Here is a 25,689-nt window from a genome sequence, read left to right as displayed (position 1 = left end):
GGCATTTTTATACGTTTAAAGAAAGTTAGGTTAGGAGTAGGGATATGAAAACAAAAAAGCTTTCAAAGCTAAAGCAGGCATATAGCCAACTTTCCCATGCATCATTTACAGATCCATTCTCATTTTTAGGCCCTTACCTTGCACTCGATCAAGGTGCGCTACGCGTTTGGATGCCGGGTGCCGAAAAAGTTGAGCTGGTGGTGGAAAATCAACCCCGCATTCTGCTTGAGCGTGAAGATGAGTCGGGTTTCATCCTAAAATCAGACATTGATTTACGTTTTACCCACTACCAATTGGCGGTCGATTGGGCAGGTGTCGAACAGCTCATCGATGACCCATATCAGTACCATGGTTTATACGCTGAATATGATGATTTACATACGCCGAAATCGATGTATCACCACATGGGTTCGCAGTTCGTGACCATGGAACGTGGTGGTAAACAAATCTCAGGTATCCGTTTTTTAGTCTACGCACCGCATGCAAAAGCGTGCAGTTTGATTGGCGCATTTAACCAATGGGACGGACGTCGTAATCCAATGCAGCGCCTTGATTACGGTATTTGGGGAATTTTCATGCCCAACTTACCCGAAGGTACGCAATACAAATTTGAATTGAAAGGGCCTCATGGTGAAGGGTTACCGCACAAAGCCGATCCTTGGGGTTACTACGCCGAGCAATACCCTTCGTTTGCTTCAGTGACGTATGATCATCGGCGTTATGAATGGCAAGACAGTACGTGGCAAGCTCGCCCCATCACCGAAAAGCGCAAGCAAGCGCTCTCTTTCTATGAGTTGCACGTGGGCTCTTGGCGTCGTAATTCGGCGGGTGAATTTCTAAATTATCGTGAGCTGGCTGATCAACTGGTGCCTTATTTGGTGGATTTAGGCTATACCCATGTAGAGCTTATGCCCGTGTCTGAGCACCCATTCTATGGCTCTTGGGGTTATCAACCTGTTGGCTTATTTGCGCCAACGAGCCGTTTTGGTACGCCCGATGATTTTAAATATTTCGTGGATCAGTGCCACCAAGCTGGCCTTGGTGTGGTGCTCGATTGGGTTCCCGCACATTTTCCAGCCGATAGTCATGGTTTAGCCAATTTTGATGGCACTCCTTTATTTCATGACCCTGATCCACGCCGTGGTTGGCATCAAGATTGGAGTTCGTATATTTACGACCTTGGCCGCGAACATGTGCGCCGTTTCTTGGTCTCGAATGCGTTATATTGGTTTGAACAGTTCCATATCGATGGCATTCGAGTAGACGCCGTTGCTTCGATGCTCTATCTCGACTACTCACGCAGCCATGATCAGTGGATCCCAAATGTGGATGGCGGCAGAGAAAATTACGATGCGATTGCCACCTTAAAGTGGATGAACGAAGAAGTGTACAAACACTTCCCGAATGCTATGACCATTGCTGAAGAATCAACAGCTTTTCCCGGCGTTTCAGCGCCAACCTTTATGGGCGGCTTAGGCTTTGGTTTCAAATGGAATATGGGCTGGATGCATGACAGTTTGGCTTATATAAAAGAAGATCCTGTCCATCGTAAATACCATCACAACGTCATCACCTTCCCGTTAGTCTATGCACACAGTGAAAACTATGTGTTGTCGCTATCACACGATGAAGTGGTGTATGGAAAAGGTTCGATCCACAACAAAATGCCCGGCGATGAGTGGCAACAAACGGCAAACTTGCGTGCTTATATGGGGTACATGTATGGCCAGCCGGGTAAAAAACTCAACTTCATGGGCACTGAATTTGGTCAAACGGCAGAATGGAATCATGATGACCAACTTCAGTGGTTCTTATTGCAGTTTGAACGCCATCAAGGAGTGCAGAATTTAACGCGAGATCTCAATAAGATGTATCAAGCCGAGCCTGCACTTTTTGAGTTAGACAGTGAACCTCGTGGCTTTGAGTGGCGCTTACAAGATGCGGCCGATGCGAGCATTCTTGCGCATGAACGCATGAGTGACTGCGGTGAACGTATTTTAATTATCACTAATTTTACCCCTGTTCCTCACCAAGCTTTTCGTTTAGGTATGCCTGTCAAAGGTGAGTATCAATTACTGCTTAATACAGATGATAGACACTATGGCGGTAGCGGTTTTGAAGTCAAAAACCGTGTACTGACGGAAAACGTTGAGAGTGAGGGTTTAGACCAATCTATTTTGGTCTGTGTACCGCCACTGGCAACTCTCTACTATAAGCTAGAGACAAGGGTATAGTTGTCAACCCCATTGCAATTTAATGAGTTGAATGGTTCCTTGTGAAGTCTCAACATCAAAATCCCGATTTACAGTGTGAATCGGGATTTTTACATCTGGCTGTCTCAGAATGAGGGTAAGTTTTTACCCATCGAAGCAATATCTTGCTCATACTGGGCAGGTTTTTGCTCAATCAAAAATACATACAATATAAGTGTTTGATTTTAAATAGTAATAGAGTTGGCACTGACTTTGCTCTATGACGAGTGAACTTGTTTCATACCATTCATCATTAAAGTAAGGAATTTGCAATGCCAACTCCATGTTATATCTCTATCGAAGGCGAAACTCAGGGCCTGATCACTGCTGGTGCTCTGTCTACTGATTCAATCGGTGATGCGTTCGTTGAAGGTCATGAAGACCAAATGTTGGTTCAACAATTTGACCACGTTGTAACTGTACCGACTGATCCACAATCAGGTCAGCCTTCTGGTCAACGTGTTCACAAACCATTTAAATTCACCGTAGCGCTAAACAAAGCGGTTCCTCTTCTTTATAACGCACTGGCGTCTGGCGAGAAGATGAAATCGGTTGAGCTAAAATGGTACCGCACTTCTATCGAAGGTAAGCAAGAGAACTTCTTCACTACTACACTCGAAAGCGCCTCTATCGTGGACATTCACTGTGAAATGCCACACTGCCAAGATCCAGCGAACGGTGACTTCACACAAAACGTTACGGTTTCTATGTCTTACCGTAAAATCCTGTGGGATCACGTGAATGCGGGTACTTCAGGCTCTGACGACTGGCGCAAGCCTGTTGAAGCGTAATCACGCTTAGTTTTTGGGTCGCTCACTCGTGTTTCATGTCCTTGGGGTGAGTGGCCCACACCAAAACCTTAAGCTCAGTACGTAGCCTAGTTATGTATTGAGCTTAAGGTTTTTCGACATTCAAATGTGGAAGGGAAAAAGATGGCAAGGTTAAGTTTTAGGATCACCGTGGAGGGGTTGGCAGACGACACGTTAGTGGTGCGTGAATACCAAGGTGTGGAATCGCTGTCTGATAGCGCGCAAGCGGGCCTGCATTGCTACGGTTTTCGCTATGAGATAAAACTGGCCAGTCGCCAATCTGGCTTAACGGCGCTGGAGCTGGTGGATAAAACCGCTCAGCTTGAGATGTTGCGTGATGGCCTTGTCGTGCAGCGCGTGCACGGCATTGTGCGCCAGTTCAGTAAAGGCGATATTGGCCATCATCACACCTTTTACTCACTGACCTTAGTCCCGGCATTAGAGCGGCTATCACTGCGCCAAAACAGCCGTATTTTCCAGCTCAAAACCGTTCCCGAAATCCTCTCCATCGTACTGCAAGAAATGGGCATTAACGACTACGCCTTCTCGCTGAAGCGTGAGTGTGCTCAGCGTGAATTCTGCGTGCAGTACCGTGAGACGGATATCGACTTCTTGCACCGCTTAGCCGCCGAAGAGGGCTTGGTGTATCACTTCATCCATGAAGAGGGGAAACACACCCTCTTTTTCAGTGACGACAGCCAAAGCCTGACGAAGCGAGAAACGCCTATCCCTTACAACGTCCTTGCGGGTGGCGTGATGGAGAGCCCTTATGTGTCGCAATTAACGCAACACAGCCAAACCGAAGTGAGCCACAGCGCGCTGCAAGATTACAGCTTTAAAAAGCCGAGCTACTCGTTTGCTCAGCAAGCGCAAGGGCGCGAGATGGATTACCAGCAAGCGACCTACGAACACTTTGATGCACCGGGTCGCTTTAAAGACGACGTCAGCGGCAAAGCCTTTAATCAAATTCGCTTAGAGTACCTACGACGAGAAGCGCGTACCGCGACCGGAAAAAGTAACCATCCTGGCCTGCAAGCGGGCACAAAGTTCGACTTACAAGAGCATCTTGACGACAGCGCGAACCGCGACTGGGTTGTAGTGCAAGTGCATCATCAAGGGCGTCAGCCACAAGCTTTGGAAGAAGAGGGCGGCAGTGGCGCGACCACATACAGCAACCAATTCACGCTCATTCCTGCTGATGTCACGTGGCGTGCGACACCGCAAGCCAAACCTCAAGTGGATGGCCCTTGCATGGCGTTAGTCGTGGGCCCTGATGGCGAAGAAATCTTCTGTGACGAACATGGCCGCGTCAAACTGCATTTCCCGTGGGACAGATATTCCAACGGCGATGAGCACAGCTCGTGCTGGGTGCGCGTCTCACAAGGTTGGGCTGGCAGCCAATATGGCATGATAGCCATTCCGCGCATTGGCCATGAAGTCATCGTCTCGTTTCTCAACGGCGACCCAGACCAACCGATAGTGACAGGCCGTACCTACCATGCGACCAACAAAGCGCCGTACACACTGCCGGATAACAAAACCAAAACCGTGCTGCGCAGTGAAACGCACCAAGGGCAAGGGTTTAACGAGCTGAGCTTTGAAGACCAAGCAGCGCAAGAGAAAATCTACCTACACGCGCAAAAAGACTTAGATGCTTTGGTGCTCAATGACGCCACGGCGCACATCAAGCACGACCAGCACCTCACGGTGGATAACGACCAGCTTACGCACGTTAAACATAACCACCACCTCACGGTGGAGGGCGAAAGCCGCGAATCGGTTAAGGGTAGCTGTATATTAATGGTCGATGGTTCCTTGCACGTAAAATCAGGGCAAGTTTGGACTAATGAAAGTGGAGATGAAATCCACATCAAAGCTGGACAAAAAGTGGTGATCGAAGCTGGATCAGAAATTACCGTGACAGCCGGCGGCAGTTTTGTCAAAGTCGATCCTGCTGGTGTCCATCTTTCTGGGGCGGGCGTTAATTTAAACTCAGGCGGCAGTGCGGGTAGTGGCAGTGGCTTTAGTGGTGATTTACCGTTATTACCTGGTGAGCTTGAACTGCAAAAATCCCCCGCGCCACCTCAAACCATTCTTTACCAAGCGCTATTGCAAGCTGAAGAGGCAAGTATCCCTGCAGTAAGAGTTTGTCCTTTAGAGCAAACTCAAGGGTTAGTGAGTCCCCCACCGCCTCCACCTCCGCCATTAGCACCACCGCAACCAGTGCTGGTACAAGCAACGAATTTAGCATCAGATGCTCGTGTTCGAAATACAACTAAGCCTGCTCCGGAGTTTGGTACTCATTTCCCGACTTCCTCAATCGGTATCGAGAATGAGCTGAGTGGTTTGATTGTCGCGATGCCTGCCAATTCATCACAAAAATTTGGTTATGTAAAAAATGCAAAAGGCGAAGCGCTATTCATGTTGACCAAAGATATGAATCAAGGCAGTTATCATTGCCCGCCGCATCTTAAAAATGGTCGAGATTATACAGGGTGGCAAACTCATACAATTGAGCTTATTACTTACCCTTGTGCAATGGATGATGAAAAAGCCGTCGAGGATCGTAAAGCAGGTATGCTTTGGTTAGCGAAGTATTTCACATCGCACATTAGCCAGTTTAACCATCAAACGCTTGCGGCTACGAGTAGTGATGATGGTCAGTTTATTCTAGAAATCTCGAACGTGAATCATATTATCGCTGCTGGAAATGGTGTCGCTGCCGATTACCAAGGTCAAACAATCTCGATGACCCCGAGTGGGCAGCAGGTTACAGTTGGAGTTAGCGCTAAATTATTTGGAACGGGCGCTAATGCAGAGCTTCGGTTACTTGAATTAGCCCCTTGGTATAAAAAATCACTCAAGGATAAGTTTTTGTCATTAACTCGCGGTGAGCGGTTGGATGATGAAGAAACGGCTTCCTCAGTATTTGCTTACTTAACGTCCATCTATATTAAAACCGCTGAGTTGTCGAAAAAATTTGGTATTTATATCAACGAGTGGCAGCCAGAATCAGAAGGCATTACACCTAATGCTAATGGTTTAACGGACCCTAAAGTGAAAAATGCTTGGGAGATATTACCAAGAACTAAGCCTTCGAAAATGTTAGAGGTATTAAGTGCTAAGGATTCTCGAGTCGTGCGTAGCAAAATAACTCCAGAACTTTATTCGGTGTGTTCAAATGATCTCGCCGTTAATGTATTTCAATACTTTCAAAATGGTGGAGAAGTAGCTGGGCATGGCATCAATAACGCCACCATCGGTGATCCTAAAAGCCCACAACCAGCGATACTTTTTGAGTTTCGAACGGTTCCAAACGCGCTGCAAGGTTATTTACCCAAGGTGGAATCTACTGCAAAAACAGACACCAAGCTACTCGATGCATTTGAGGGTAAAAAACGTACATTAGTCAATAATCAAGTTGACGATGTTATCCAAAATAGTGGCGATCAATTTGATCTCTGGTACCAAAACTATCGGCAGAGTATAAACATGCCTCCAGTCAAAAATGCGAAAAAAAGCGCTTCAGCTAATCATAAAGCTGAATGGGTCAAGGCGGAAAAACCACAAGAATGGCAACGCATTACTAGCCAATAACCATCAAAATACAGGGATGTAATGATGATTAATCAATGGGTAACGCAACAAAGCGGATCTGTGTATTGGCTTGTTGGATATAAGACAATCAAGCATGCGATGCTTGAAAACGGCGGTATGAGTTTCGAAAACATGGCCGTACTATTTCATGGAGATACTTTTTCTTCAGTAATGGGCTTATCTCCGTGGCTCGTTCCAGTATCTGGGAAAGTGTTAAACCTGCCAGTCGAGATTTTGCAGCAAGGTCTATTTCTAACCAGTTCAACCCGTACTGAAGTAATGCTCGATCATTTACAAAGCTTATTGATAGCTTCACTTGATGGCGAAGAAGTGATGTTTCGTTTTTACGATCGTGATGTGATTATTCCCATACTACGAGCGATGGATGAAGCCGAGGTGAATCACTTTTTAGGCAACATCAACCAATTGGTGGCGATTGATCACCATAAAGAAGACGCTCTCATTACCTTCAGTAATACCTCACGCAGTGAATTTGTGCTTCGTCACGGGACTTGGTGGAAGATGTTACCTCACCACCTAGCGCCTTTGTACAACGTAAATGTTCATGCCAATTCCTTAGAAAGACGTTGGTGGGAGCTACTGCCGCATCTTTTACAACGCTTAGAATCACCGCAGCAGACGATATTATCAGCCTTGCAATCAGCATTAGAAAAGCAAAATAGCTATGAGGTCGCAGAGCAGCATGCGTTAGTTGCGCTCGTCACTGCAACCGATACCGCGCTTGATGATTTATCCCATCCTTTACATTTAACATTGGATGAATTGAAAGAGTTAAAGGCCATTAAGGAGAGCTGGCAATGAGAAGTACAACAGGAGTTAGCCCTTTTTGTGCGCCGTGTGAAAATCGAACGCATTGGATTGAAATTATCATCCGTGATGAGTTCAATAAGCCATTTGAAGGCATCACTGGTACTATCACTGACTCTGCAAAGCATAAATTTCCCGTCGTATTAGGTGAAGCACCTATCTTGCTTAAAACGCTTGCCCCCGGCCCTGTGACGCTCACTCTCGATGCTGAACAATGGTTAAGAGAGTCTCAGGGCAAACTGAGAACACCCAATAATGAAGCCGATCCTACTTTGGATTTTGCCAAGCAATACCAAGACCATTTAGGTAATAGTGCCCGTTTTCTAAACGTAACCAGTGGCGATCTAACCGAATTAACGCGAGAACAAGCTCTACCCGTAAGGCACCAAAAAGGCCAAGCGGATGCTTGTAATTTACTGACAGATAAAAGTTATGTTCTTAAAGTGAGAGGATTTAACTTTATTACCTTACGTGTAGGTATGTTTTTTGATGGCACAGCCAATAATAGCTACAGTGCGCAGTGGGGGAAAACTCAGTTAGAGAATTACTATCAAACATGGAAAATGAAATACAAGGTTGATTGCGACATTATTTCCAGAAAAACAGGGCGGCTTAAAAACGACATTCCTGCTACTCACTTATCGAGCGAGTGTTTTGATTATCCTAAAAAAGACAATTTCTTTATCTCTTTATTTAAAAATGATGAAGGCGAACTAGAGACAGTGGCAGGTAGCGCCACTAATGAGCTAACCAATGTACAGAAGTTGTTTGAACTTTATGAGAAAAATCAATTTTCTGAAAACAGGCTTGCCTATTCTATAGCTGAATATGTTACGGGTATTGGTACGGGAAATAGCACCAATATTGCACCAGCTGATGAATCGGAAATTTTTGGGCAGGGGGCTGGGATAGGTAAATATGGTGTGACCGCTAAAGTCAGTACTTCCATAGAGCAACTGTCAACGTCAATTATAAATATTAAATCAGTCTTTGCTGAAGCAGATCCGAATACCGTTGACGGTTTTAATAAACTGCAGTTTGATGTATTTGGCTTTAGCCGTGGAGCCGCTGCCGCAAGACATTTTATTAATGTAGTACTAGATGGCGAGCAGGGCGAGTTTGCTCAAGCGTTTAGTAAGGCGTGCCAAAAGAGCGGCATTCCCTTAGCTTACGGGTTTGATTGGAGTGAAGCAGATGAGGCTAAAGCCAGCTGTGAGATTACTTTTGCAGGCCTGTTTGATACCGTTGCTTCTGTGGTTGACCTACTCTCTTTTGATTTTTCAACTCATCATGACAATGGTGATGTGAGGTTATGGATTGATCCTCAGCGCGTTCGGCGTGCTGTTCACTTAACCGCCGATCCTAGCATTGAGTGTCGTTATAACTTTAGCCTCAACCATCTTAACTCTGTTGATTCGGTAGATCATTTTCATGAATTTGTCCTTCCAGGAGCCCATTCCGATATTGGTGGTGGTTACCATTCACGCCTGAGCTACAACAACAGTGATTATTTCTTGCCGATCTTAGAGAAAAAGTTGGTGAAGCGTGCGAGCCGCTCTTTCTCTGACCGCTGGGATAAGGATCGCGCCGAGCAATACGTGAGAAGAAAGCTGTCTGAGTATAAGCAACGTGATTTAGCCACCGGTTGGCAGGAAAGTGACTATGTAGAACCAGAAGTTGAGTTTATTGAACAAGGTAAAAAAGAGGGCGGAAGAGTGGTCGGCCGCCTTTATATACAGCGAAAGGTGGAAGGAGAGCTCTCCCGTGTATACCTTAGGTTGATGTATGGTCTAGCCGAGTATCATGGGGTACCAGTGGCCGATGCGGATGGTTTTTTGTGGCAAAACCCTGAAGAATATTTATATATAGTCAAAGATTTTACGTTTCAGCCTGTCGAGCGTTTCTCGTTTAGCCTCGAGCAATTTAGTCAACAGATTCTTGATATGGCAAAGCAAGGGCAATATACCAAGTTAGAGAGTGAATTTGATGCAAAACGTAAACAAGAGTTGATGCAGCTAAACTTATTTCATCATTCGTCGGATGATAGTTTTGCACTCAAACCGCTTTGGGACAAAAGTCAAGGCTGCTATAAGCGCGCCAGCTACCCATGCGAAGAAGGAAAGTAGAATGTATTTAAAAAGTGTATCTGTTTTGTTGATCACGGCATTGTTAAATGCCTGCTCATCGTATGCGGGGCCAATACCGGAGAAGGCATGGAGTGTTAGCGTCTCTATGCCCTCTTTTTACCCTGTTAAAGTGACTCAAGCTTATGGAGTAAATGAGGCGCAAAACTGGACGTCTCCTTTGCATACCTTTTCTCAGTTTATGAGAATCAGTGATCTAAAAAATGTTCAAGGTTGGTTACCTGAATATGATGGTTTTGGGTTGCCTGTTCATAGTTTTGCTATGAATACGCAGGGTGAGCAGGTTGTAAAGATTAAATTACCACCAGATAGTCTTTACTTGTACTGGGTTTCACTTATTAACACTCAGTTTTACGTGACCAAATATACTGTATCTGAAGATGTGAAAAGTTTGATGGCACAAAAAAGTCTTTACCAAAATAGAGATGGTTCATTGGGTAATGTTTGTTATCGCACCGAATTCGTGTTTGGTTTACTGCCCAATGGGCAAGCCAAAGTTTGGTTAAGAGGTTGTGGTACGACCATCTATTTAGCTGAATTGGCACCAGATAAAGTCATGGATCGCGATAGCAATGGTTTTGGTGTGGAAACGTATAAGCAGTCTGGTTCTTCATTAGAGCGTATTCACCAACGCGCAAAAGATGCCGGTGTATCAATTGACCCGATTCCTTGGGATAAAGTAAATAAGGTGTATTCAATGGAAGAGATCAAATCTCTTAATTAACAATCTTTGATCAGAACGTAAAATGTATCTAAAAAGTGTATCTGCTTTGATGATCACAGCATTGTTAAATGCTTGTTCATCGTATGCGGAGCCAATACCAGAGAAGGCATGGAGCGTTAGCGTCTCTATGCCCTCTTTTTACCCTGTTAAAGTGACTCAAGCCTATGGAGTCAATGAAGCGCAAGATTGGACATCTCCCTTACATACTTTTTCTCAGTTTATGAGGATCAGTGCATTCGAGAATATCAACAAACGATTTCATGAATACGATGGTTTCGGATTACCAATTCAAGATTATGCAATGAACCAGAAAAAGCAGGTAGTACAAATTAAGCTACCACCCGATGCTCTTTACTTGTATTGGGTTTCACTTGTTAACACCCAGTTTTATGTGACCAAATATACTGTATCTGAAGACGTGAAAAGTTTGATGGCAAGAAAAAGTCTTTACCAAAATAGAGATGGTTCATTGGGTAATGTTTGTTATCGCACCGAATTCGTGTTTGGTTTACTGCCCAATGGGCAAGCCAAAGTTTGGCTAAGAGGTTGTGGCGAGACTGTATATCTAGCTGAATTAGCACCAGATAAAGTCATGGATCGTGATAGTAATGGTTTTACAGCTGACACATATAAAGAGGCTTCTTATTTAGAGCGTATTCACCAACGCGCAAAAGATGCCGGTGTATTAATTGACCCGATTCCTTGGGATAAAGTGGATAAGGTATACTCGGCTCAGGAGATTAAGCCACTTCAGCACTAGAGATTGCTTTGAATCAGAGTAGTGATCTGAACGTGCTTGATGCACTACTATAGAGGCACTACTGACCTGAAAAGAAATGACCATGGTTACTGCTCTATATGCATCGATACTTTCAGTATTATTTTTGTGGCTAGCGATTAATGTTATTAAACAGCGTCGGGCTAACCAAGTGAGATATGCCGATGGTGGAGTACCAGCACTGCAATTAGCTCGCAGCGCGCAAGGAAATGCCGCAGAATACATTCCTATTACTTTAATCCTAATGGGGTTATTGGAGTTTAATGGTGCCAGCGTATGGTGGATCCACGGGGTGGGTATTACGTTTATCGTTGGCCGAATTTTACATGCCAGAGCGATTTTAAGTGACCAACTTAAAGGGCGGATTCGTGGTATGAAGCTAACGTTCAGTGCGATGGTTATCTTGATCGTGCTGAATATTATTTACCTTCCTTTTGGCCAAGTATTGGGTTAAGAATGCTATTCATTCACGGCAGGGTGAAGTTTATCTTGATAGGTGGCCAATTCTCGGCGCAAGCCTTTAAATGTGGTAAAGGCACTGTCAGTGGACAGTTTGTTCACTAACCAGTTAGGTAGCGCACCTCCTGGATTAGCGAAGGCAATATAATCGATGTGAGTCATACCATTAGTCAGTTTTTGCAGCGTCCAATGTGCGTTGACTTGAGTGATACGGATGTATCCCGGTTGTTCAGGCAAGTAATTTAGGGCATCCACTATGTCTAAACTTAAACCATTAGGTAGCATTTCAAATTTTGAATAAGTCACCATATCTCTGTTTTTAGCTGGCCATGGTGCCGAGAATTGGGTGTAAACAATATTCTCGGTATCTGAAATTTTTTGCAGCACACGGCTGTTACTCACGTTATCTATCCAGTTTGGTACATGTTCACTGTCATCTAATAGCCGCATAAAAGCGAAATAGCTGGTGGGTACGAACATTTGCGCCCGTATTTGGACTAAGCCATCGCTATGGTGGCGCGAGTAGATCGTAATGCCGTCTTCTGATTTTACCTGTAACCAATCGACCGAAGTCGCTGCCAAACTAGCAACATTGCTAAATAGTAGGCTTAAACCGACTATCCATTTCATCATGGTTCTTTCCTCATTGATGTTGTAGCACGTGGCCTTATTTTTGTCGTGTTGGTTACAAAAAGTGGGTTTAAGAACTGCACTAGCATAAAAACATAAATATATTATGTATACGTTTTGTTTTATTAGTTTTTGTTATGTTTCTTAGAAGTTTGCTCAATGTTCAGGTACGGCAATGAAATCTTTAAGATGGTATGAGGTTTGGTTCTGTCTCATCCTATCATGGATTTCTATCCCTGCATGGGCAGTGCCATCCTCAATACACAATAGTCATATCATTCGTATTAGTGCGGGTGAATGGCCGCCGTTTATTGGTCAACACATTGAAAATAATGGTTTTGTTGCTGAGATCATCCGTAAAATATTTAAGGATGCTGGCTACGAAGTTGAGTTTCATTTTTTCCCATGGGCGAGAGCATACGCCGAAGCCAAAGCTGGACGTTATGATGCAACTGCTATTTGGATGTTTAACCAAGAGCGGACGGTAGATTTTTATTATAGCGAAGCGGTGAGCGATGAACGCTTCGTGTTTTTTCACCATAAAGAAACCGACTTTCACTGGGAAAGCCTCTATGATCTTAAGGGGTTACATTTAGGAGGTGGCATTGCTTACAGCTATGGTGCCGAGTTAGACAGATTGTTAGAGACGCAGCAAATAAAAATGTCTCGAGTCAATGATCCAAAACAGAACTTCGAACGGCTGGTGAAAAAGAGGATTGATCTCATGCCAGAAGAAATTCATATCGGTTATTACACTCTGGATAAATACTTACCGCAATGGCGAGAAATGATCACGCACCATCCCAAACCTTTTCTCATCAATAATAACTATCTATTGTTCCCTAAAATGGGTGAACGAAGTGAGCAACTGTTGACGCTATTTAATCATGGACTGAAAGAAAGTGATGTCTCCATGATGGAATGATTCGCTTTTTTTGAATGGCCCTTCCTTCTTACCTTTCCGCAGTGAATTAAAAGGCGGTTAAATTAAGTTCAGAGACGCGAGCAGGAAGATGCCTAGTGTACAAGTAAACAGTGAAAATACGGTCGTCAATGCAATGATGTTGGCCGCTAAGGTTGCATTTCCTCCCATAGCTCTAGCCATAACATAACTGGCCGCAGCGGTAGGGGATGCACTCATCAAAAAGACTAGCCCGAGATCTAACCCGCGAAAGCCAAAAAGTAACGCACCCGATGTGATCAATATCGGGGCGAGAATCAGCTTATGGGCAGTGGCAAACCAAGCCGGTGCTTTGTCGCTTCTGAGTGAACCTATATTGAGTGAGCCGCCAGTACACAGTAGTGCTAATGGTAGTGTCATATTGGCAAAATATTGGCCAGCATCAGTAACCATTTTCGGGATTGGAAGGGATAAGGAATAGCATAAAACACCGAGCAGAATACCAATAATCAGTGGGTTTTTGGTGAGTGTTTTGGCAATTACTCCTGCGGCTTTGAGCCCTGAACTTTCCCCTTTTGGCGTGAGTGTTATCACCGCTTGAATATTATAAAGGATAGTGGTTGCGGCAACGTACATCGCCGCTAATGCTAGCCCAGGTTCGCCATAAGTATTTGCGACATAAGCCAAAGCGATAATAGCGGTATTCGCACGAAACCCGCCTTGGATGATCACGCCGTGATCCAGATGTTGTGGGAACGCTTTTTTGGTGAAAAAAGTCGTGAAAAGGAAAAATAGGAAATTAGCGAGTAGTCCATAGCCAATCAGTGCTGCACTGGAAGAAAAATCGTGCTGTGATTTGACTATGCTAAGAAATAGCATGGCTGGTAAGGTGACTTGGAATACGATGCGTGACGCGACATCGATGAAATTATCGTTGATAACCCCCGTTCGCTTCAGTACAACGCCCAGTACTAACATCAAACAGATAGGCCCTGTAATTGAGGCCGAAAACAAAAGTTGTTCGATAATCGTTGTCATATCAATCCATTGAAGTTGCTCATAGCGTTGCTATTCTTCCACAGTTCCTCATTTTGCAAAATCAAATTTGCAAAAAAGAACGAACGTGCTAAAAATAGCATGGTATAAAGTGAGAGTCGGCATAATATGAGCAAAGGTAGAATTACAAGAGAAAATATACTGAACAAAGCGTTCGAATTAGCCAGTGAAAACGGTTTGGAAAGCCTCACTATCGGTGAGTTGGCAAAACAGTGCGGTTTATCAAAAAGTGGTTTGTTTGCGCATTTTAATGCTAAAGAAAATTTGCAAATTGCAGTATTAGAGCATGCCCATTCTGTGTTTACTGAGCGTGTTATTACACCGGCTCGCCTGATTGGCGACGAGAATATCGAAGCTAAATTGCGAGTGCTGTTAGAGCACTGGTTAGGTTGGAATCATTCATTCCAAGGCAGTTGTATGTTTTTAGATGCGTGGAAAGATGCCGCAACTTGTGATTGTGCAATTCAAAAAGTACTTAAAAAAACCATCGCGACTTGGATTCATTACTTGCAAATTCAAATTCAAAAAGGGGTTGATAGCGCACAGTTTCATCCGAAATTGGATGTAAAGCAGGCTGCTTATGAGTTGTATGGACTCTATTTAAGTGCTCATTTGTTCTACTCGATCTACGGCCAAATGGAAAGTTATCAACATTTTTGGAAAGGCGTGGACGATTTAATGTCTCGATGGCGAAATATAGTGAAGCAGCAATGTTAGCTAATTCTCGCTTTTCACAGCGAGAAGAACGAATCCGCAACAGCGAAAATGCACTTTTATTTAACAAAATAAAATGCTTAGCAAAATAAAAATTTTTAATTAGAAATAGTACGAACGTTCTATTTTATCGAGAGGAAGGGCAACTCAGTGAGTGAAAAAATCTATTTCAGCACCTCAAACACATTCAGTGTGAAACGTACATTGGTCAATATGAGCACTCGTCTTCATCACACGCTCGCACCGTCACATGCCAAAAAAGTTGCACGAAATGTATTGTTGACTCCGGCAAGAAGTAAGCCTCAAAATCAGCCGCCAATTGGCCTGAAAACTGGCCGTGTAATGTGCGTCGAAGGGGCTCTGACGACTTATCAACTCGGAAGTGGTCCCATTTGGTTATTGACCCATGGTTGGTCTGGCACGGCAAGTCAGTTTTATCCACTGATGGAGCATATTGCGGCACGTGGTTATACGGCATTAGCTTATGATCACCCAGCACATGGTCAAAGCGAGGGAGTGTATGGTCACATTCCTGCGTTTGTTGGAGGGTTGGAAGCGATACTCGATAGTATTGACAATGTTGCTGGTATCGTTGGACACAGTATGGGGACGGCCGCCGCATTAGAATGCCGACATCATAAAATTGAGCATTGTCCAATGCTATTGGTCGCGCCCGTGCTGGATTATTTGGATAACTTATTCAGCAGTGTGGCAAGGTCTGGCTATTCGATGCGCTTATTTGAGGCCGTTGTTGCGGAAGTTGCCGATCAATATCGTTATCCCATTCAATCTATCGATCCTTACCATAAGCTTGCTCAGCGTCAATCTCGCAGCGTCATTGTTCACGATGAGAATGATAAGTTCACCAAATATTCTGTGTCAAAGCGAGCGGCAGAAGAAATCGAGAAAGTGTCACTTATTACCACCCAAAACCAAGGACATGGACGTGTGATGAAAGGTGAACAAGTTAAGTACGGATTTGATTTGTTGGCAGGAATACCATGCTAAGGTGTTCGTTTTAAGCTCATTTGAAGCCGTAATTGGATGGGTGTAATTTAACCAATAGTTTTCCATTTATTTCAAAGTGTTAAATTGTTAACCATAGCCTTGATAAGGTTAACAATTTCGCAATAATTATTATCTCCTTGTTTGAATATGTGTGATCATATTGTTGCCAGTAGGCCCTCATAAGGAAAAATAATAATGAATAGAAATGATAGTGTCCCTTTACCCTCCAACACCCGAGAATGGTTTTTTAACCGTAACAGCCTTATCATCCTAGCCGATATTGTCCTGTTTTTTGTCCTGTACAATGCCTTGCCTGTTGATTCTAATGTCGCTTTGGGCATTAGTATGCTGGCATTTATTGCTGTGCTGTGGTTAACGGAAGCTTTACATGTCACGGTCACAGCCATTCTTGTGCCTATCATGGCCATCGTTTTTGGTGTTTTTAACACCCAAACGGCGCTCAATAACTTTGCTAACTCGATTATCTTCCTATTTTTAGGTGGATTCGCATTGGCTGCTGCTATGCATCGGCAGGGTCTGGACAAAGTTATTGCCGATAAAGTTCTTATCATGGCGCGCGGAAAAATGAGCGTTGCGGTATTCATGTTGTTTGGTGTGACTGCCGCGCTTTCAATGTGGATCAGTAACACCGCCACCGCTGCGATGATGCTACCGCTGGTGCTTGGTGTACTCAGCAAAGTGGATAAAGACCGTGGTCATTCGACCTATGTTTTTGTGCTGTTAGGTATTGCTTACAGCGCCAGTATTGGTGGTATCGCAACCATCGTAGGAAGCCCTCCTAACGCGATTGCCGCGGCTGAGGTTGGTCTTTCATTTACAGATTGGATGAAATTTGGTGCTCCAACGGCGGCGATTATGCTGCCCATTGCGATTACTATTTTATATTTCGCATTAAAACCGGATCTTAATGGAGAGTTCGAGCTCAATTATGAACCTGTTACTTGGGATAAAGGTAAAGTCGTCACGCTTGGTATTTTCGCATTAACGGTTTTTTGTTGGATATTTAGCAAACCAGTCAATGCCATGCTGGGTGGTTTTGCGAGCTTTGATACTCTGGTTGCGCTGGGTGCGATTGTTTTGGTCAATTTTGCCCGAGTGGTGCACTGGAAAGATGTAGAAAAAACGGCAGATTGGGGGGTATTACTGCTGTTTGGCGGCGGTATTTGCTTGAGCAACGTACTTAAGCAAACGGGAACCAGCGTTTTCCTAGCCAATGAACTAAGTGCCCTGATCTCTCATTTAGGTCTGTTCTTTATTGTATTCGTGATTGCTGTTTTCGTGGTGTTCCTAACGGAATTCGCGAGTAATACAGCCAGTGCAGCGCTGCTTATTCCGGTGTTTGCCAGTGTTGCTGAAGCCTTTGGTATCTCACCCGTGATTCTATCTGTATTGATTGCTATTGCGGCTTCTTGTGCATTTATGTTGCCCGTTGCGACGCCACCCAATGCGATAGTGTTTGCCTCTGGACACATTAAGCAAAGTGAGATGATGCGAGTGGGTATGATGTTAAATATTGCTTGTATTGGCTTGCTGACCATGATTGCGATGCTGTTCTGGTAAGCTAAGCACAAACTACTTCAATACTAATGAGCTCTCAATTCAGAGAGCTCATATTGAGATGTTATTACTGTTGGTTAACGAATTCTTTAAAGCGTGCTTTCGTTTTCTCATCAGCCTTGTTGTACCAAAAATGCAGCATTTCTTCGGCGGCGTTTTGTACATTTCCTGACTGAGCTAGTTCATTTTGCAGCATAGCAACATCCGTCATTCCAATAGCTGCAATACCCCCTGCGCGATTATAGTCATTTGCTTCACGGATATAGTCACGACCTACTTGATATCCTTCTTTAAGAAGGCGATCTTGCTTTATCTCTAGTGTTTGGCCTGCTTGGTCAATCAGTGACCATTGCATTGTTTTAATCTCTTTCTCTGCTCGATGTGCATCACGGTATTCAGGCATGGCAAAATTCAGTTTTGCATCCTTTGCGGTGAATGTGGCAATGACTGCATCGCTTTCGATAATCACGCGGTCATTCCCTTGCGTAAAATAAGGCGCGTATTTGAAGACGATTTGTTGTTCACCATCGGCCAGCTCAAGGCTTTTCGCTGAGGAAAATAGGCTGCCAGAAGTTTCGGGCTTCTGACCATTCACCGCTAATAAGTTAATGGTGTCTGGAATTTCAAGAGTGATATTAGCCAATACAGAGGCACTAAAGATCATGGTTAATGTACATAAAGCCGGTTTAATTAGGTTCATTATTTTATCCTTGCAAGCAATAGAGTAGAGGTTGCCGATAGTTGGTTGTAAAAGCAAGTTCTCAACGGCATAAGTGACTAATTTTCATTGAAATGTAACATCTTTAGTGCGAGGCATGCGTCATGCATTCGTCAATATTATCAGATCGTTAGTCACGTGATAATGTCATTCTCTTAATTTTAAATTATGCCATTTAGTCTTCTTCAAAGGCCTTAATTAGCGTAAAAAATTAAATTTACCTGCTTTGCTTTGTCAAAATTCTGAATTCCTGACTCAGAATTGCTTTTAAGATGTAACACGGTGAATCCCCATAACAAAATTTTAACGATGACTCGAAAAGCGTTTTTATTTTTTTGCTAAAAAAAATAAGTCTTGTAAATACTGAAATGGATGTTCTTCAATGCCTTATCAGAAGAGCAGCTTGCTTAAATGTAAGTGAAACATTCAGAAATGAGAGATATTAGGTATGAATCGTATTACTTTGTGCGCCGCAAGTATTGCAATGGCTCTTTCGGGCACGGCAATGGCAGCACCAGCAACCCCTAGCGTCGATGTCTATGGGTCGAATAATCTACAGTTTTCTAAAGTTGAATTAGCCATGGAAAGCACGGCTGGTTATAACCAAATGGTCAAATATTATGACCAAGCGCCGATTGCCGTTAAGTTTAACCAATGGAGTGGTACAACGGGCAACACGTATAAAATCTATTTTGATGGCGCACAGGTCGCGACAGGCCCAATCACTGGCAGCCAAACCACCGCAAACTTCAGTTATGCACAAGGTGGTGTTTACCAAATGACAATCGAAGCTTGCGACGCGACAGGTTGCAGCAAAAGTGCACCCGTTGAGATAACAATTGCCGATACCGATGGCTCACATCTCAAACCTTTGGTGATGAATATTGATCCCAATAACAAGACTTACACGACCGATAAAGATACGGTGGTTGGAACCTACTTTGTTGAGTGGGGCATCTATGACCGGAAATATACGGTAGATAACATCCCGGCTGATAATCTGACGCATATTCTATACGGCTTCATTCCAATTTGTGGCCCTAACGAATCATTGAAATCCGTCGGTGGAAACAGCTACAACGCGTTGATGACCGCATGTAATGGGGTGGATGACTACGAAGTGGTGATTCATGATCCTTGGGCGGCGTATCAAAAGAGTTTCCCGCAAGCGGGTCACCAATATAGCTCCCCGATTAAGGGTAACTACGCCATGTTGATGGCGCTCAAACAGCGTAATCCGGATCTGAAAATTATCCCTTCTATCGGTGGCTGGACACTCTCTGACCCATTTTTTGATTTTACCACCAAAGCCAACCGCGATACTTTTGTAGCCTCAGTGAAGAAATTCCTAACCACGTGGAAATTCTACGACGGCGTGGATATCGACTGGGAATTTCCAGGAGGCGGTGGCCAAGCGGCGGATCGCGGTGACCCCATCAATGATGGCCCGGCGTACATTGCGTTAATGCGTGAACTGCGCGCCATGCTTGATGAATTGCAAGCTGAAAACGGCCGCACTTATGAGCTCACATCAGCGATTGGTGTTGGTCATGACAAGATTGAAGATGTTAATTACGGCGAAGCCATTCAATATATGGATTACATCTTTGCCATGACTTATGATTTTTATGGCGGTTGGAATAACGTATTAGGCCACCAAACCGCGCTTTATTGTGGTTCATTCATGCGCCCTGGTCAGTGTGACGGAAAAGGTGTGGATGAAAATGGCGAACCTTATAAAGGCCCTGCCTATACGGCGGATAACGGTATCCAGTTACTGCTAGCACAGGGTGTCCCTGCTAATAAGTTAGTCTTAGGTGCGGCCATGTATGGCCGTGGCTGGGAAGGGGTAATGCCGGCTTCATTAAGTGATCCAACCGATCCGATGACAGGGGTAGGTAACGGAAAATTGAAAGGCACTTCCGCGCAAGGCGTGTGGGAAGCGGGTGTGATTGACTATAAAGGCATCAAATCATTCATGTTAGGGGCTAATAATACCGGTATTAATGGCTTTGAATATGGATACGATGAACAAGCTGAAGCACCTTGGGTTTGGAATCGTACAACGGGCCAACTGGTTACTTTTGACGATAACCGTTCAATCAAAGCCAAGGGCGCCTATGCTCGAAACCTTGGTTTGGCCGGGTTGTTCTCTTGGGAGATTGACGCTGATAATGGTGACATTCTAAATGCGATGCATGAAAGCTTAGCAGGAGGAGGTACTACACCCCCCGCGAACCGCGTGCCCACTGCAAATGCAGGTGTTGATCAATCGGTGGTTGGTCCGGTGAGTGTTGTTCTTGATGGCGGTGCATCAAAAGACAGTGATGGCACTATTGTCAGTTACGTGTGGCAGCAAACGACGGGCACAGCAGTGAGCTTAGTAAACGCTAATTCTGCACGAGCCAGTTTTGACGCGGCCGAAGTGGTACAAGTACAAACGCTGACGTTCAAGTTGACGGTCACAGATAACAAAGGCGCAACGGCTTCTGATGTCGTGACTGTAACGGTCAAACCTAAAGCAACTGAGCCTGTGAACACGCCACCAGTGGCGGTGATTACTGCGCCAAGCAATGCCAGTGCTGGTGAGGTTGTGGTGGTGGACGCTTCCGCTTCAAGTGACGTCGATCAAGACACCTTAACTTTCGTATGGGATGTACCTGCAGGCCTAAATGCAACCATTCAAGGTGCGAGTGTTTCGTTTGTTGCTCCTGAGTATACACAAGACACCACGCTAAGCTTCACTGTAACTGTCAGTGATGGTAAAGCGGCGGCCTCTGCAAGTGCATCGGTTATCGTGGCGAAGAAAGACTCTGGTGGTGACACTTGCAGTAACTTATGGGATAAATCAGCGGTTTATACTGGCGGTCAACAAGTTTCTTGGGCTGGTAAAGTATGGGAAGCCAAGTGGTGGACAACTGGCGAAAACCCATCGACTACTGGTGTGTGGGGAGTATGGAAAGAGATTGGTCCTGCGAGTTGCCCAACAAGCTGATTGCTTTAATAAACCAGTTACCTCAATAAGCTAACGGGTTTTAATAAACTTTTTATCGCAAACAATGACTTCAAGCCTCGTTCTAACACGAGGCTTTTTTGTGCGTTTTTCTATGTTTTTTCATTCATCACTTGCAATTCAATATTTTTGCTTTAGTGTTATATATGTGTATAACACTATATCGGTATGAAATTGTGACAGATTGGCAAGATAACCAACCCATATTCCGTCAGCTAGCCGACAAAATTACCGAGCAGATCCTACAAGGTATTTGGTTAGAAGATAGTGCGTTGCCTTCGGTAAGAACCGTTTCGGCAGATATGAAAATCAATCACTTAACTGTCATGAAAGGCTATCAACTGCTTGTTGACGAAGGCATTGTTGAAAAAAGACGAGGTCAAGGTATGTATGTCGCGAAAGGAGCGCTAGCGCAATTACAGGCGAAACAAAAGCAGCACTTTTTAGAGCAACAGATCCCAGAAATTGCACAAACACTCAAGCTATTGGCGATGCCGCTTGAGGATTTTATCAACCAACTACAACAGCATATTGAAGGTGACCAATGAATCCATTAGTCGAAGTCAACGGTGTATCTAAACAGTACGCAAAGCATGCCGAGTCGGAAGCTCTGCAGAATGTGAGCTTTAAGCTCTACGCAGGACAGGTGCTCGGTTTGCTCGGACATAATGGTGCGGGCAAGTCGACCTTAATTAAGTCGTTACTCGGTGCTCACCATTATCAAGGTGACATTTTGATCCAAGGCTTAAATCCGATTACGGAACATGCGCAAGTGATGGCGCATCTTTCCTACATTTCAGACGTCAATGTGTTGCCAGATTGGATGACGGTTAAACAAATTTTGCGTTATACGTCAGGTGTGCATCCCAGCTTCTCGTTAGACAAGGCCACGCAAGTCCTTGCACAAACCAACATTCGTTTATCAAGTAAAATTCGTACCTTATCAAAAGGGATGAAAGTACAACTGCATTTAGCCATTGTGATTGCCACCGATACCAAAGTGCTGATTTTGGATGAGCCAACTCTTGGTTTGGACCTAATCTACCGTGATACCTTCTATCGTCACTTACTCGAATGGTTCCATGATGGTGAACGTGCCTTGATTATTGCTAGTCATGAAGTATCGGAAATTGAACATTTGCTAACGGATGTGCTGATCTTGAAGCAAGGTAAGGTCGTGCTGCAAGACTCAATGGAGGCGATTACACAAGGGTATTTTGTTCTAGAGGCCAGTAACGCACATCAAGACGTTATCCAAACCTATCGTCCTTTGGCATCTCAGCCAAGCTTGGGAACAACAAAGTGGTTGTTGACTTCAGAACACCGTCAAGCCGTTGAAGGGCTTGGTTCTATTTACAGTGTAAAACTTGCTGAACTATTTCTTGCCTTGCAGAAGGAGAACGCATAATGCACCCCAGTATTTATATGCTCGAAAAAGAGCTGATTGAAAACAAAAATGTTACGCGTATTCCTTTGTTTCTATTGGTATGCGGAACCCTATTGTTCATCAGTTTATTAATGAACAATACACTGCAACATAACTTGTTTTTTGAGATGGAATTTGGTGGCGACATCAGCGATGTCCATATCGAATTTGTGGATGATTTCAACACCTTTATCATCATGCTTGTTGGTTTTATTTCGCTAATGCTCAGTTCACTCTATTTCCCCAGAACATTCCGCAAGGAGCGTAAAGAGGGAAGCTCAATGTTCTGGCGCAGCATGCCAGTGACGAACAATATGACTCACATAGTAAAACTGGGGTTTGGTCTATTTGTAATCCCTGTGATCTGTTCCGTGTTGGTCATTTGTGCGGACGTTCTGCTGTGGGGGCTTAACTTAGCGACAGAAAACCGTTTAGCCCTACTATTTGAACAACGTTCTCTAGGATATGCCGTTCAACACTGGTTGAATTACCTCAGCATCATGTGGGTGATTGCTGTGACGATGTTGCCATTGGCCTGCTTTACTTTAGTTATTTCACAGATATTTAATTCGCCGATCCTTGTGATGTTCGTGGGCGGTTTCGCGCTTAAATGGATCTCGATTGTTATGCTGAATTCTGACATTGTAGGGGAGTTTTACCACGCGATTTTCAACTTGCCGTTGCAGTTAATGACTTCTTCAAACATGTTCACGGCTTTTGAAGGTGCTGGTTGGGGTAATTTATTTGTGTATATCATGATTGGTATCGCCAGCTACTGGATTAGCCACAAGCTCTATAGTACTGATGAACTTTCATTGAAGTCACTGTTGACCCGATAAGTTTCTGGTTAAGCTTAATCCAAAAGAGAGCGTTTGTTCTCTTTTTTTTCGCCTATTTCCTGCGGTTACTATGGTGAGGATAGAAAAGGTTAGACCAGAAAAATTCACTCAAAATTAGAAGTTAGTTCCAAAGTGATGAGTAATCAACTCTCTGACTAACATGATATAAATGTGTTAAATGCACTATGCTATTTTGTAGTCCTTTGTGAGCAATGACAAAGACGTGGACCGCTTCAAGTTTTATTTCGAGGCTTGAAATTATAATGTCCAATTGATCGAGAATTCTATCGGTTTGAGTTAAATTACTATTACAAATAGGTCTACCTATGTTTAAAAAAATGTCGTTAAAAAATAAACTGGCGATTTCAGCCAGCGCTGCCATTATTCTTGGGGGATTACTCGTTGAAGCATTGTCGTATCGAGCTGCACTGGAGCGATTAGATATTGATGTTGAACAACGATTACAAAGTACCACCGCTTCTTATAACCAGTATGTGACGGACTGGTTACTGTCGAAAGAGCGTGCTTTAACCTCGCTGTCGCAAGATGCCGAGAAACAAGCCATCGTGACACATTTAAAACAAGTTCGAGATTCTGCAGCGTTTGACAACGTATTTCTTGCTTACCCCGACGGTTCTCAAAACAACGCTAATGGTGTCATCTTGCCGCCGGGGAACGATGATCCGCGCAAATGGGGCTGGTATACAAACGCTAAAGCAAACCCATCAAAAGTGTTTATGGATAACCCAACCGTTGCTGCGGCAACGGGCGCTAATGTGGTTTCATTAGGTAAGGCACTGAATTTACATGGCCAACAAGTCGTTTTAGGCGCCGACGTAGAAATTACTGACATCCTCAACAGCATGAAGCAAGTTATTTTGCCGGGTGAGGGATATATGTTTATTGCTAACGATAAAGGCAATATTTTTACCCATAGTGATACTAAGCTGCTCAATAAAAGTGTTTCTGATCTGGGTTTAAATTTCGCTGATATCCGCCAAGCGATTGCGAAAAGCAGCGATTTATTGGTGGATATTCGAGGTGAGGAGTATGTTCTCTACGCCCGAAGCATCAACGGAACGAATCTCAGTACTGTTGTGGTCATCAATCACGATTCGCTCATCGCACCTTTATCTGAAGCTACTTTCAGCCAGCTCATTGTTACTGCCGTTGTGGTCATACTCTGTACTCTGCTGTTCAACTTATTGTGTAATATTTTGTTCCGTCCTTTGAATAATGTTTCTCAAGCGTTGGCACAAATTGCAAACGGTAGTGGTGACTTAACCCAACGTATTGAAGTAGAGAACAGCGATGAAGTAGGTGAATTGGCCAGAAACTTCAATACCTTTGTGGAAAGTTTACAACAACTTATTGGCCATATTCGTCACCAGTCTCATCAATTGGAAGCGCAATCAGAACATGGCGCGCATCGCGCTAATCAATCGGCATCAGAGCTTAGTCACCAGCAGCAAGAAATTGTGATGGTCGCTACTGCGGTCACTGAAATGGCGTCGGCAACGCAAGAGATAGCCTCTCACGCAGAGCAAACGGCAAGAGCAGCGCAAGACTCGGCAACCAGCACCAACAATGGACATGCCTTGGTGATTCATACCAAAGGCTCGATCAATAACTTGGCAAAATCAGTGAGTGAGGCCAGTGGCGTGATTGCCGCACTAAACCAACACGCGCAAGAGATTTCGACCGTACTGGCAACCATTCAAGGCATTGCAGAACAAACCAACTTACTTGCGCTGAATGCGGCTATTGAAGCTGCGCGAGCCGGTGAGCAAGGCCGAGGTTTCGCAGTGGTAGCAGACGAAGTCCGTGTGCTTTCTCAGCGCACCCATACTTCTACCGAAGAGATAAAATCAACCATTGATACCCTGCAAGAAACCACTAAACGTGCGGTATCGTTGATGCAAAGCAGCTCAACGCTCGCTGAGAACTCAGTGGAAGATGCCGATAAAGCATCCGGTGCGCTTGAAGAAATTAAAGCAGCGGTTGCCTTGATCAGTGATATGGCGACGCAAATTGCGACGGCAGCCGAAGAACAAACGCATGTGACTAGTGAAATTACACAAAATGTCACTTCTATCAAGGATGTGACAGAGCAACTGGTCATTGGTGCAGAAGATAGCTTGAGCCAATCCAACGAACTCAAGCAGCAAGCGGAAGAGCTGAGTGCAAAAGTGGCGACATTTAAATTAGCGTAACG

At 44.2% G+C, this 25,689-nt stretch carries 20 protein-coding genes; 17 read left to right on the top strand and 3 right to left on the bottom strand.

The window, feature by feature from the left end; translation table 11 throughout:
- The first annotated feature begins 44 nt into the window (after nucleotides 1-44).
- From glgB to AACQ79_RS09045, 8 genes are all read left to right on the top strand, one after another.
- The gene (gene glgB / locus AACQ79_RS09080; protein WP_017042358.1) at nucleotides 45-2,234 is read left to right on the top strand and encodes a 1,4-alpha-glucan branching protein GlgB; all 2,190 of its coding nucleotides are present in this window, start codon (nucleotides 45-47) and stop codon (nucleotides 2,232-2,234) included.
- A gap of 290 nt (nucleotides 2,235-2,524) precedes the next feature.
- On the top strand, nucleotides 2,525-3,043 hold the full coding sequence (locus AACQ79_RS09075) for an Hcp family type VI secretion system effector (RefSeq protein WP_013868180.1): 519 nt from the start codon (nucleotides 2,525-2,527) through the stop codon (nucleotides 3,041-3,043).
- A gap of 141 nt (nucleotides 3,044-3,184) precedes the next feature.
- Nucleotides 3,185-6,658 carry a type VI secretion system tip protein TssI/VgrG gene (gene tssI / locus AACQ79_RS09070; RefSeq protein WP_170898967.1) on the top strand — a complete coding sequence of 1,158 codons (3,474 nt, stop codon included), beginning with the start codon at nucleotides 3,185-3,187 and terminating at the stop codon, nucleotides 6,656-6,658.
- Nucleotides 6,659-6,682: 24 nt separating this feature from the next.
- Nucleotides 6,683-7,480 (top strand): DUF4123 domain-containing protein, encoded by a 798-nt coding sequence (locus tag AACQ79_RS09065; protein ID WP_064626573.1) that lies wholly within the window; start codon nucleotides 6,683-6,685, stop codon nucleotides 7,478-7,480.
- On the top strand, nucleotides 7,477-9,612 hold the full coding sequence (locus AACQ79_RS09060) for a T6SS phospholipase effector Tle1-like catalytic domain-containing protein (RefSeq protein WP_064626574.1): 2,136 nt from the start codon (nucleotides 7,477-7,479) through the stop codon (nucleotides 9,610-9,612). The genes AACQ79_RS09065 and AACQ79_RS09060 overlap by 4 nt, the downstream gene beginning before the upstream one ends.
- A gap of 1 nt (nucleotide 9,613) precedes the next feature.
- Entirely contained in the window at nucleotides 9,614-10,354 is a 741-nt protein-coding gene (locus AACQ79_RS09055; RefSeq protein WP_170898966.1) for a DUF2931 family protein, read from the top strand.
- 22 nt (nucleotides 10,355-10,376) lie between these two features.
- Nucleotides 10,377-11,114 carry a DUF2931 family protein gene (locus AACQ79_RS09050; RefSeq protein WP_170898965.1) on the top strand — a complete coding sequence of 246 codons (738 nt, stop codon included), beginning with the start codon at nucleotides 10,377-10,379 and terminating at the stop codon, nucleotides 11,112-11,114.
- Between the two features lie 76 nt (nucleotides 11,115-11,190).
- Nucleotides 11,191-11,586, top strand: a complete 396-nt coding sequence (locus tag AACQ79_RS09045) for an MAPEG family protein (RefSeq protein WP_094123942.1) — start codon at nucleotides 11,191-11,193, stop codon at nucleotides 11,584-11,586.
- Nucleotides 11,587-11,591: 5 nt separating this feature from the next.
- On the opposite strand, the gene AACQ79_RS09040 is transcribed toward AACQ79_RS09045, so the two are convergent.
- The gene (locus AACQ79_RS09040; protein ID WP_026028159.1) at nucleotides 11,592-12,221 is read right to left on the bottom strand and encodes an START domain-containing protein; all 630 of its coding nucleotides are present in this window, start codon (nucleotides 12,219-12,221) and stop codon (nucleotides 11,592-11,594) included.
- A gap of 175 nt (nucleotides 12,222-12,396) precedes the next feature.
- On the opposite strand from AACQ79_RS09040, the gene AACQ79_RS09035 reads away from it, so the two are divergent.
- Nucleotides 12,397-13,146, top strand: a complete 750-nt coding sequence (locus AACQ79_RS09035; protein WP_170898964.1) for a substrate-binding periplasmic protein — start codon at nucleotides 12,397-12,399, stop codon at nucleotides 13,144-13,146.
- A gap of 57 nt (nucleotides 13,147-13,203) precedes the next feature.
- On the opposite strand, the gene AACQ79_RS09030 is transcribed toward AACQ79_RS09035, so the two are convergent.
- Nucleotides 13,204-14,160, bottom strand: a complete 957-nt coding sequence (locus AACQ79_RS09030) for an AEC family transporter (RefSeq protein WP_013868314.1) — start codon at nucleotides 14,158-14,160, stop codon at nucleotides 13,204-13,206.
- 126 nt (nucleotides 14,161-14,286) lie between these two features.
- On the opposite strand from AACQ79_RS09030, the gene AACQ79_RS09025 reads away from it, so the two are divergent.
- The 3 genes from AACQ79_RS09025 to AACQ79_RS09015 all read left to right on the top strand — a co-directional run bounded on the left by AACQ79_RS09025 (nucleotide 14,287) and on the right by AACQ79_RS09015 (nucleotide 17,481).
- A complete protein-coding gene (locus AACQ79_RS09025) occupies nucleotides 14,287-14,895 on the top strand; it encodes a TetR/AcrR family transcriptional regulator (protein WP_170898963.1) in 609 nt (202 codons plus the stop codon).
- Between the two features lie 147 nt (nucleotides 14,896-15,042).
- Nucleotides 15,043-15,900, top strand: coding sequence for an alpha/beta fold hydrolase (locus AACQ79_RS09020; RefSeq protein ID WP_115339947.1), 858 nt, complete (start codon nucleotides 15,043-15,045; stop codon nucleotides 15,898-15,900).
- A 195-nt stretch (nucleotides 15,901-16,095) separates the two neighbouring features.
- Nucleotides 16,096-17,481, top strand: coding sequence for an SLC13 family permease (locus tag AACQ79_RS09015; protein ID WP_017043564.1), 1,386 nt, complete (start codon nucleotides 16,096-16,098; stop codon nucleotides 17,479-17,481).
- Between the two features lie 64 nt (nucleotides 17,482-17,545).
- On the opposite strand, the gene AACQ79_RS09010 is transcribed toward AACQ79_RS09015, so the two are convergent.
- Nucleotides 17,546-18,169 carry a DUF2057 family protein gene (locus tag AACQ79_RS09010; protein WP_026027524.1) on the bottom strand — a complete coding sequence of 208 codons (624 nt, stop codon included), beginning with the start codon at nucleotides 18,167-18,169 and terminating at the stop codon, nucleotides 17,546-17,548.
- A 475-nt stretch (nucleotides 18,170-18,644) separates the two neighbouring features.
- Between AACQ79_RS09010 and AACQ79_RS09005 the strand changes: the two genes are divergently transcribed.
- The 5 genes from AACQ79_RS09005 (at nucleotide 18,645) to AACQ79_RS08985 (ending at nucleotide 25,687) form a co-directional block, all read left to right on the top strand.
- Complete coding sequence (locus tag AACQ79_RS09005) at nucleotides 18,645-21,191, top strand: glycosyl hydrolase family 18 protein (protein ID WP_170898962.1); 2,547 nt, start codon at nucleotides 18,645-18,647, stop codon at nucleotides 21,189-21,191.
- Between the two features lie 194 nt (nucleotides 21,192-21,385).
- Nucleotides 21,386-21,757, top strand: coding sequence for a GntR family transcriptional regulator (locus AACQ79_RS09000; protein ID WP_026028428.1), 372 nt, complete (start codon nucleotides 21,386-21,388; stop codon nucleotides 21,755-21,757).
- Nucleotides 21,754-22,617 (top strand): ABC transporter ATP-binding protein, encoded by an 864-nt coding sequence (locus tag AACQ79_RS08995; RefSeq protein WP_017048124.1) that lies wholly within the window; start codon nucleotides 21,754-21,756, stop codon nucleotides 22,615-22,617. The genes AACQ79_RS09000 and AACQ79_RS08995 overlap by 4 nt, the downstream gene beginning before the upstream one ends.
- Nucleotides 22,617-23,474, top strand: a complete 858-nt coding sequence (locus tag AACQ79_RS08990; protein ID WP_170898961.1) for a hypothetical protein — start codon at nucleotides 22,617-22,619, stop codon at nucleotides 23,472-23,474. The genes AACQ79_RS08995 and AACQ79_RS08990 overlap by 1 nt, the downstream gene beginning before the upstream one ends.
- 326 nt (nucleotides 23,475-23,800) lie before the next feature.
- Nucleotides 23,801-25,687 (top strand): methyl-accepting chemotaxis protein, encoded by a 1,887-nt coding sequence (locus AACQ79_RS08985; protein WP_170898960.1) that lies wholly within the window; start codon nucleotides 23,801-23,803, stop codon nucleotides 25,685-25,687.
- Nucleotides 25,688-25,689 lie beyond the last annotated feature (2 nt).

It is taken from the genome of Vibrio sp. 3-2(1) (assembly GCF_963887575.1).
In the GTDB taxonomy this organism is placed as follows: Bacteria; Pseudomonadota; Gammaproteobacteria; order Enterobacterales; family Vibrionaceae; genus Vibrio; species Vibrio anguillarum.
The sequence above is the reverse complement of the archived record's forward strand: the minus strand, read 5'-3'. Positions and strand labels throughout refer to the sequence as shown.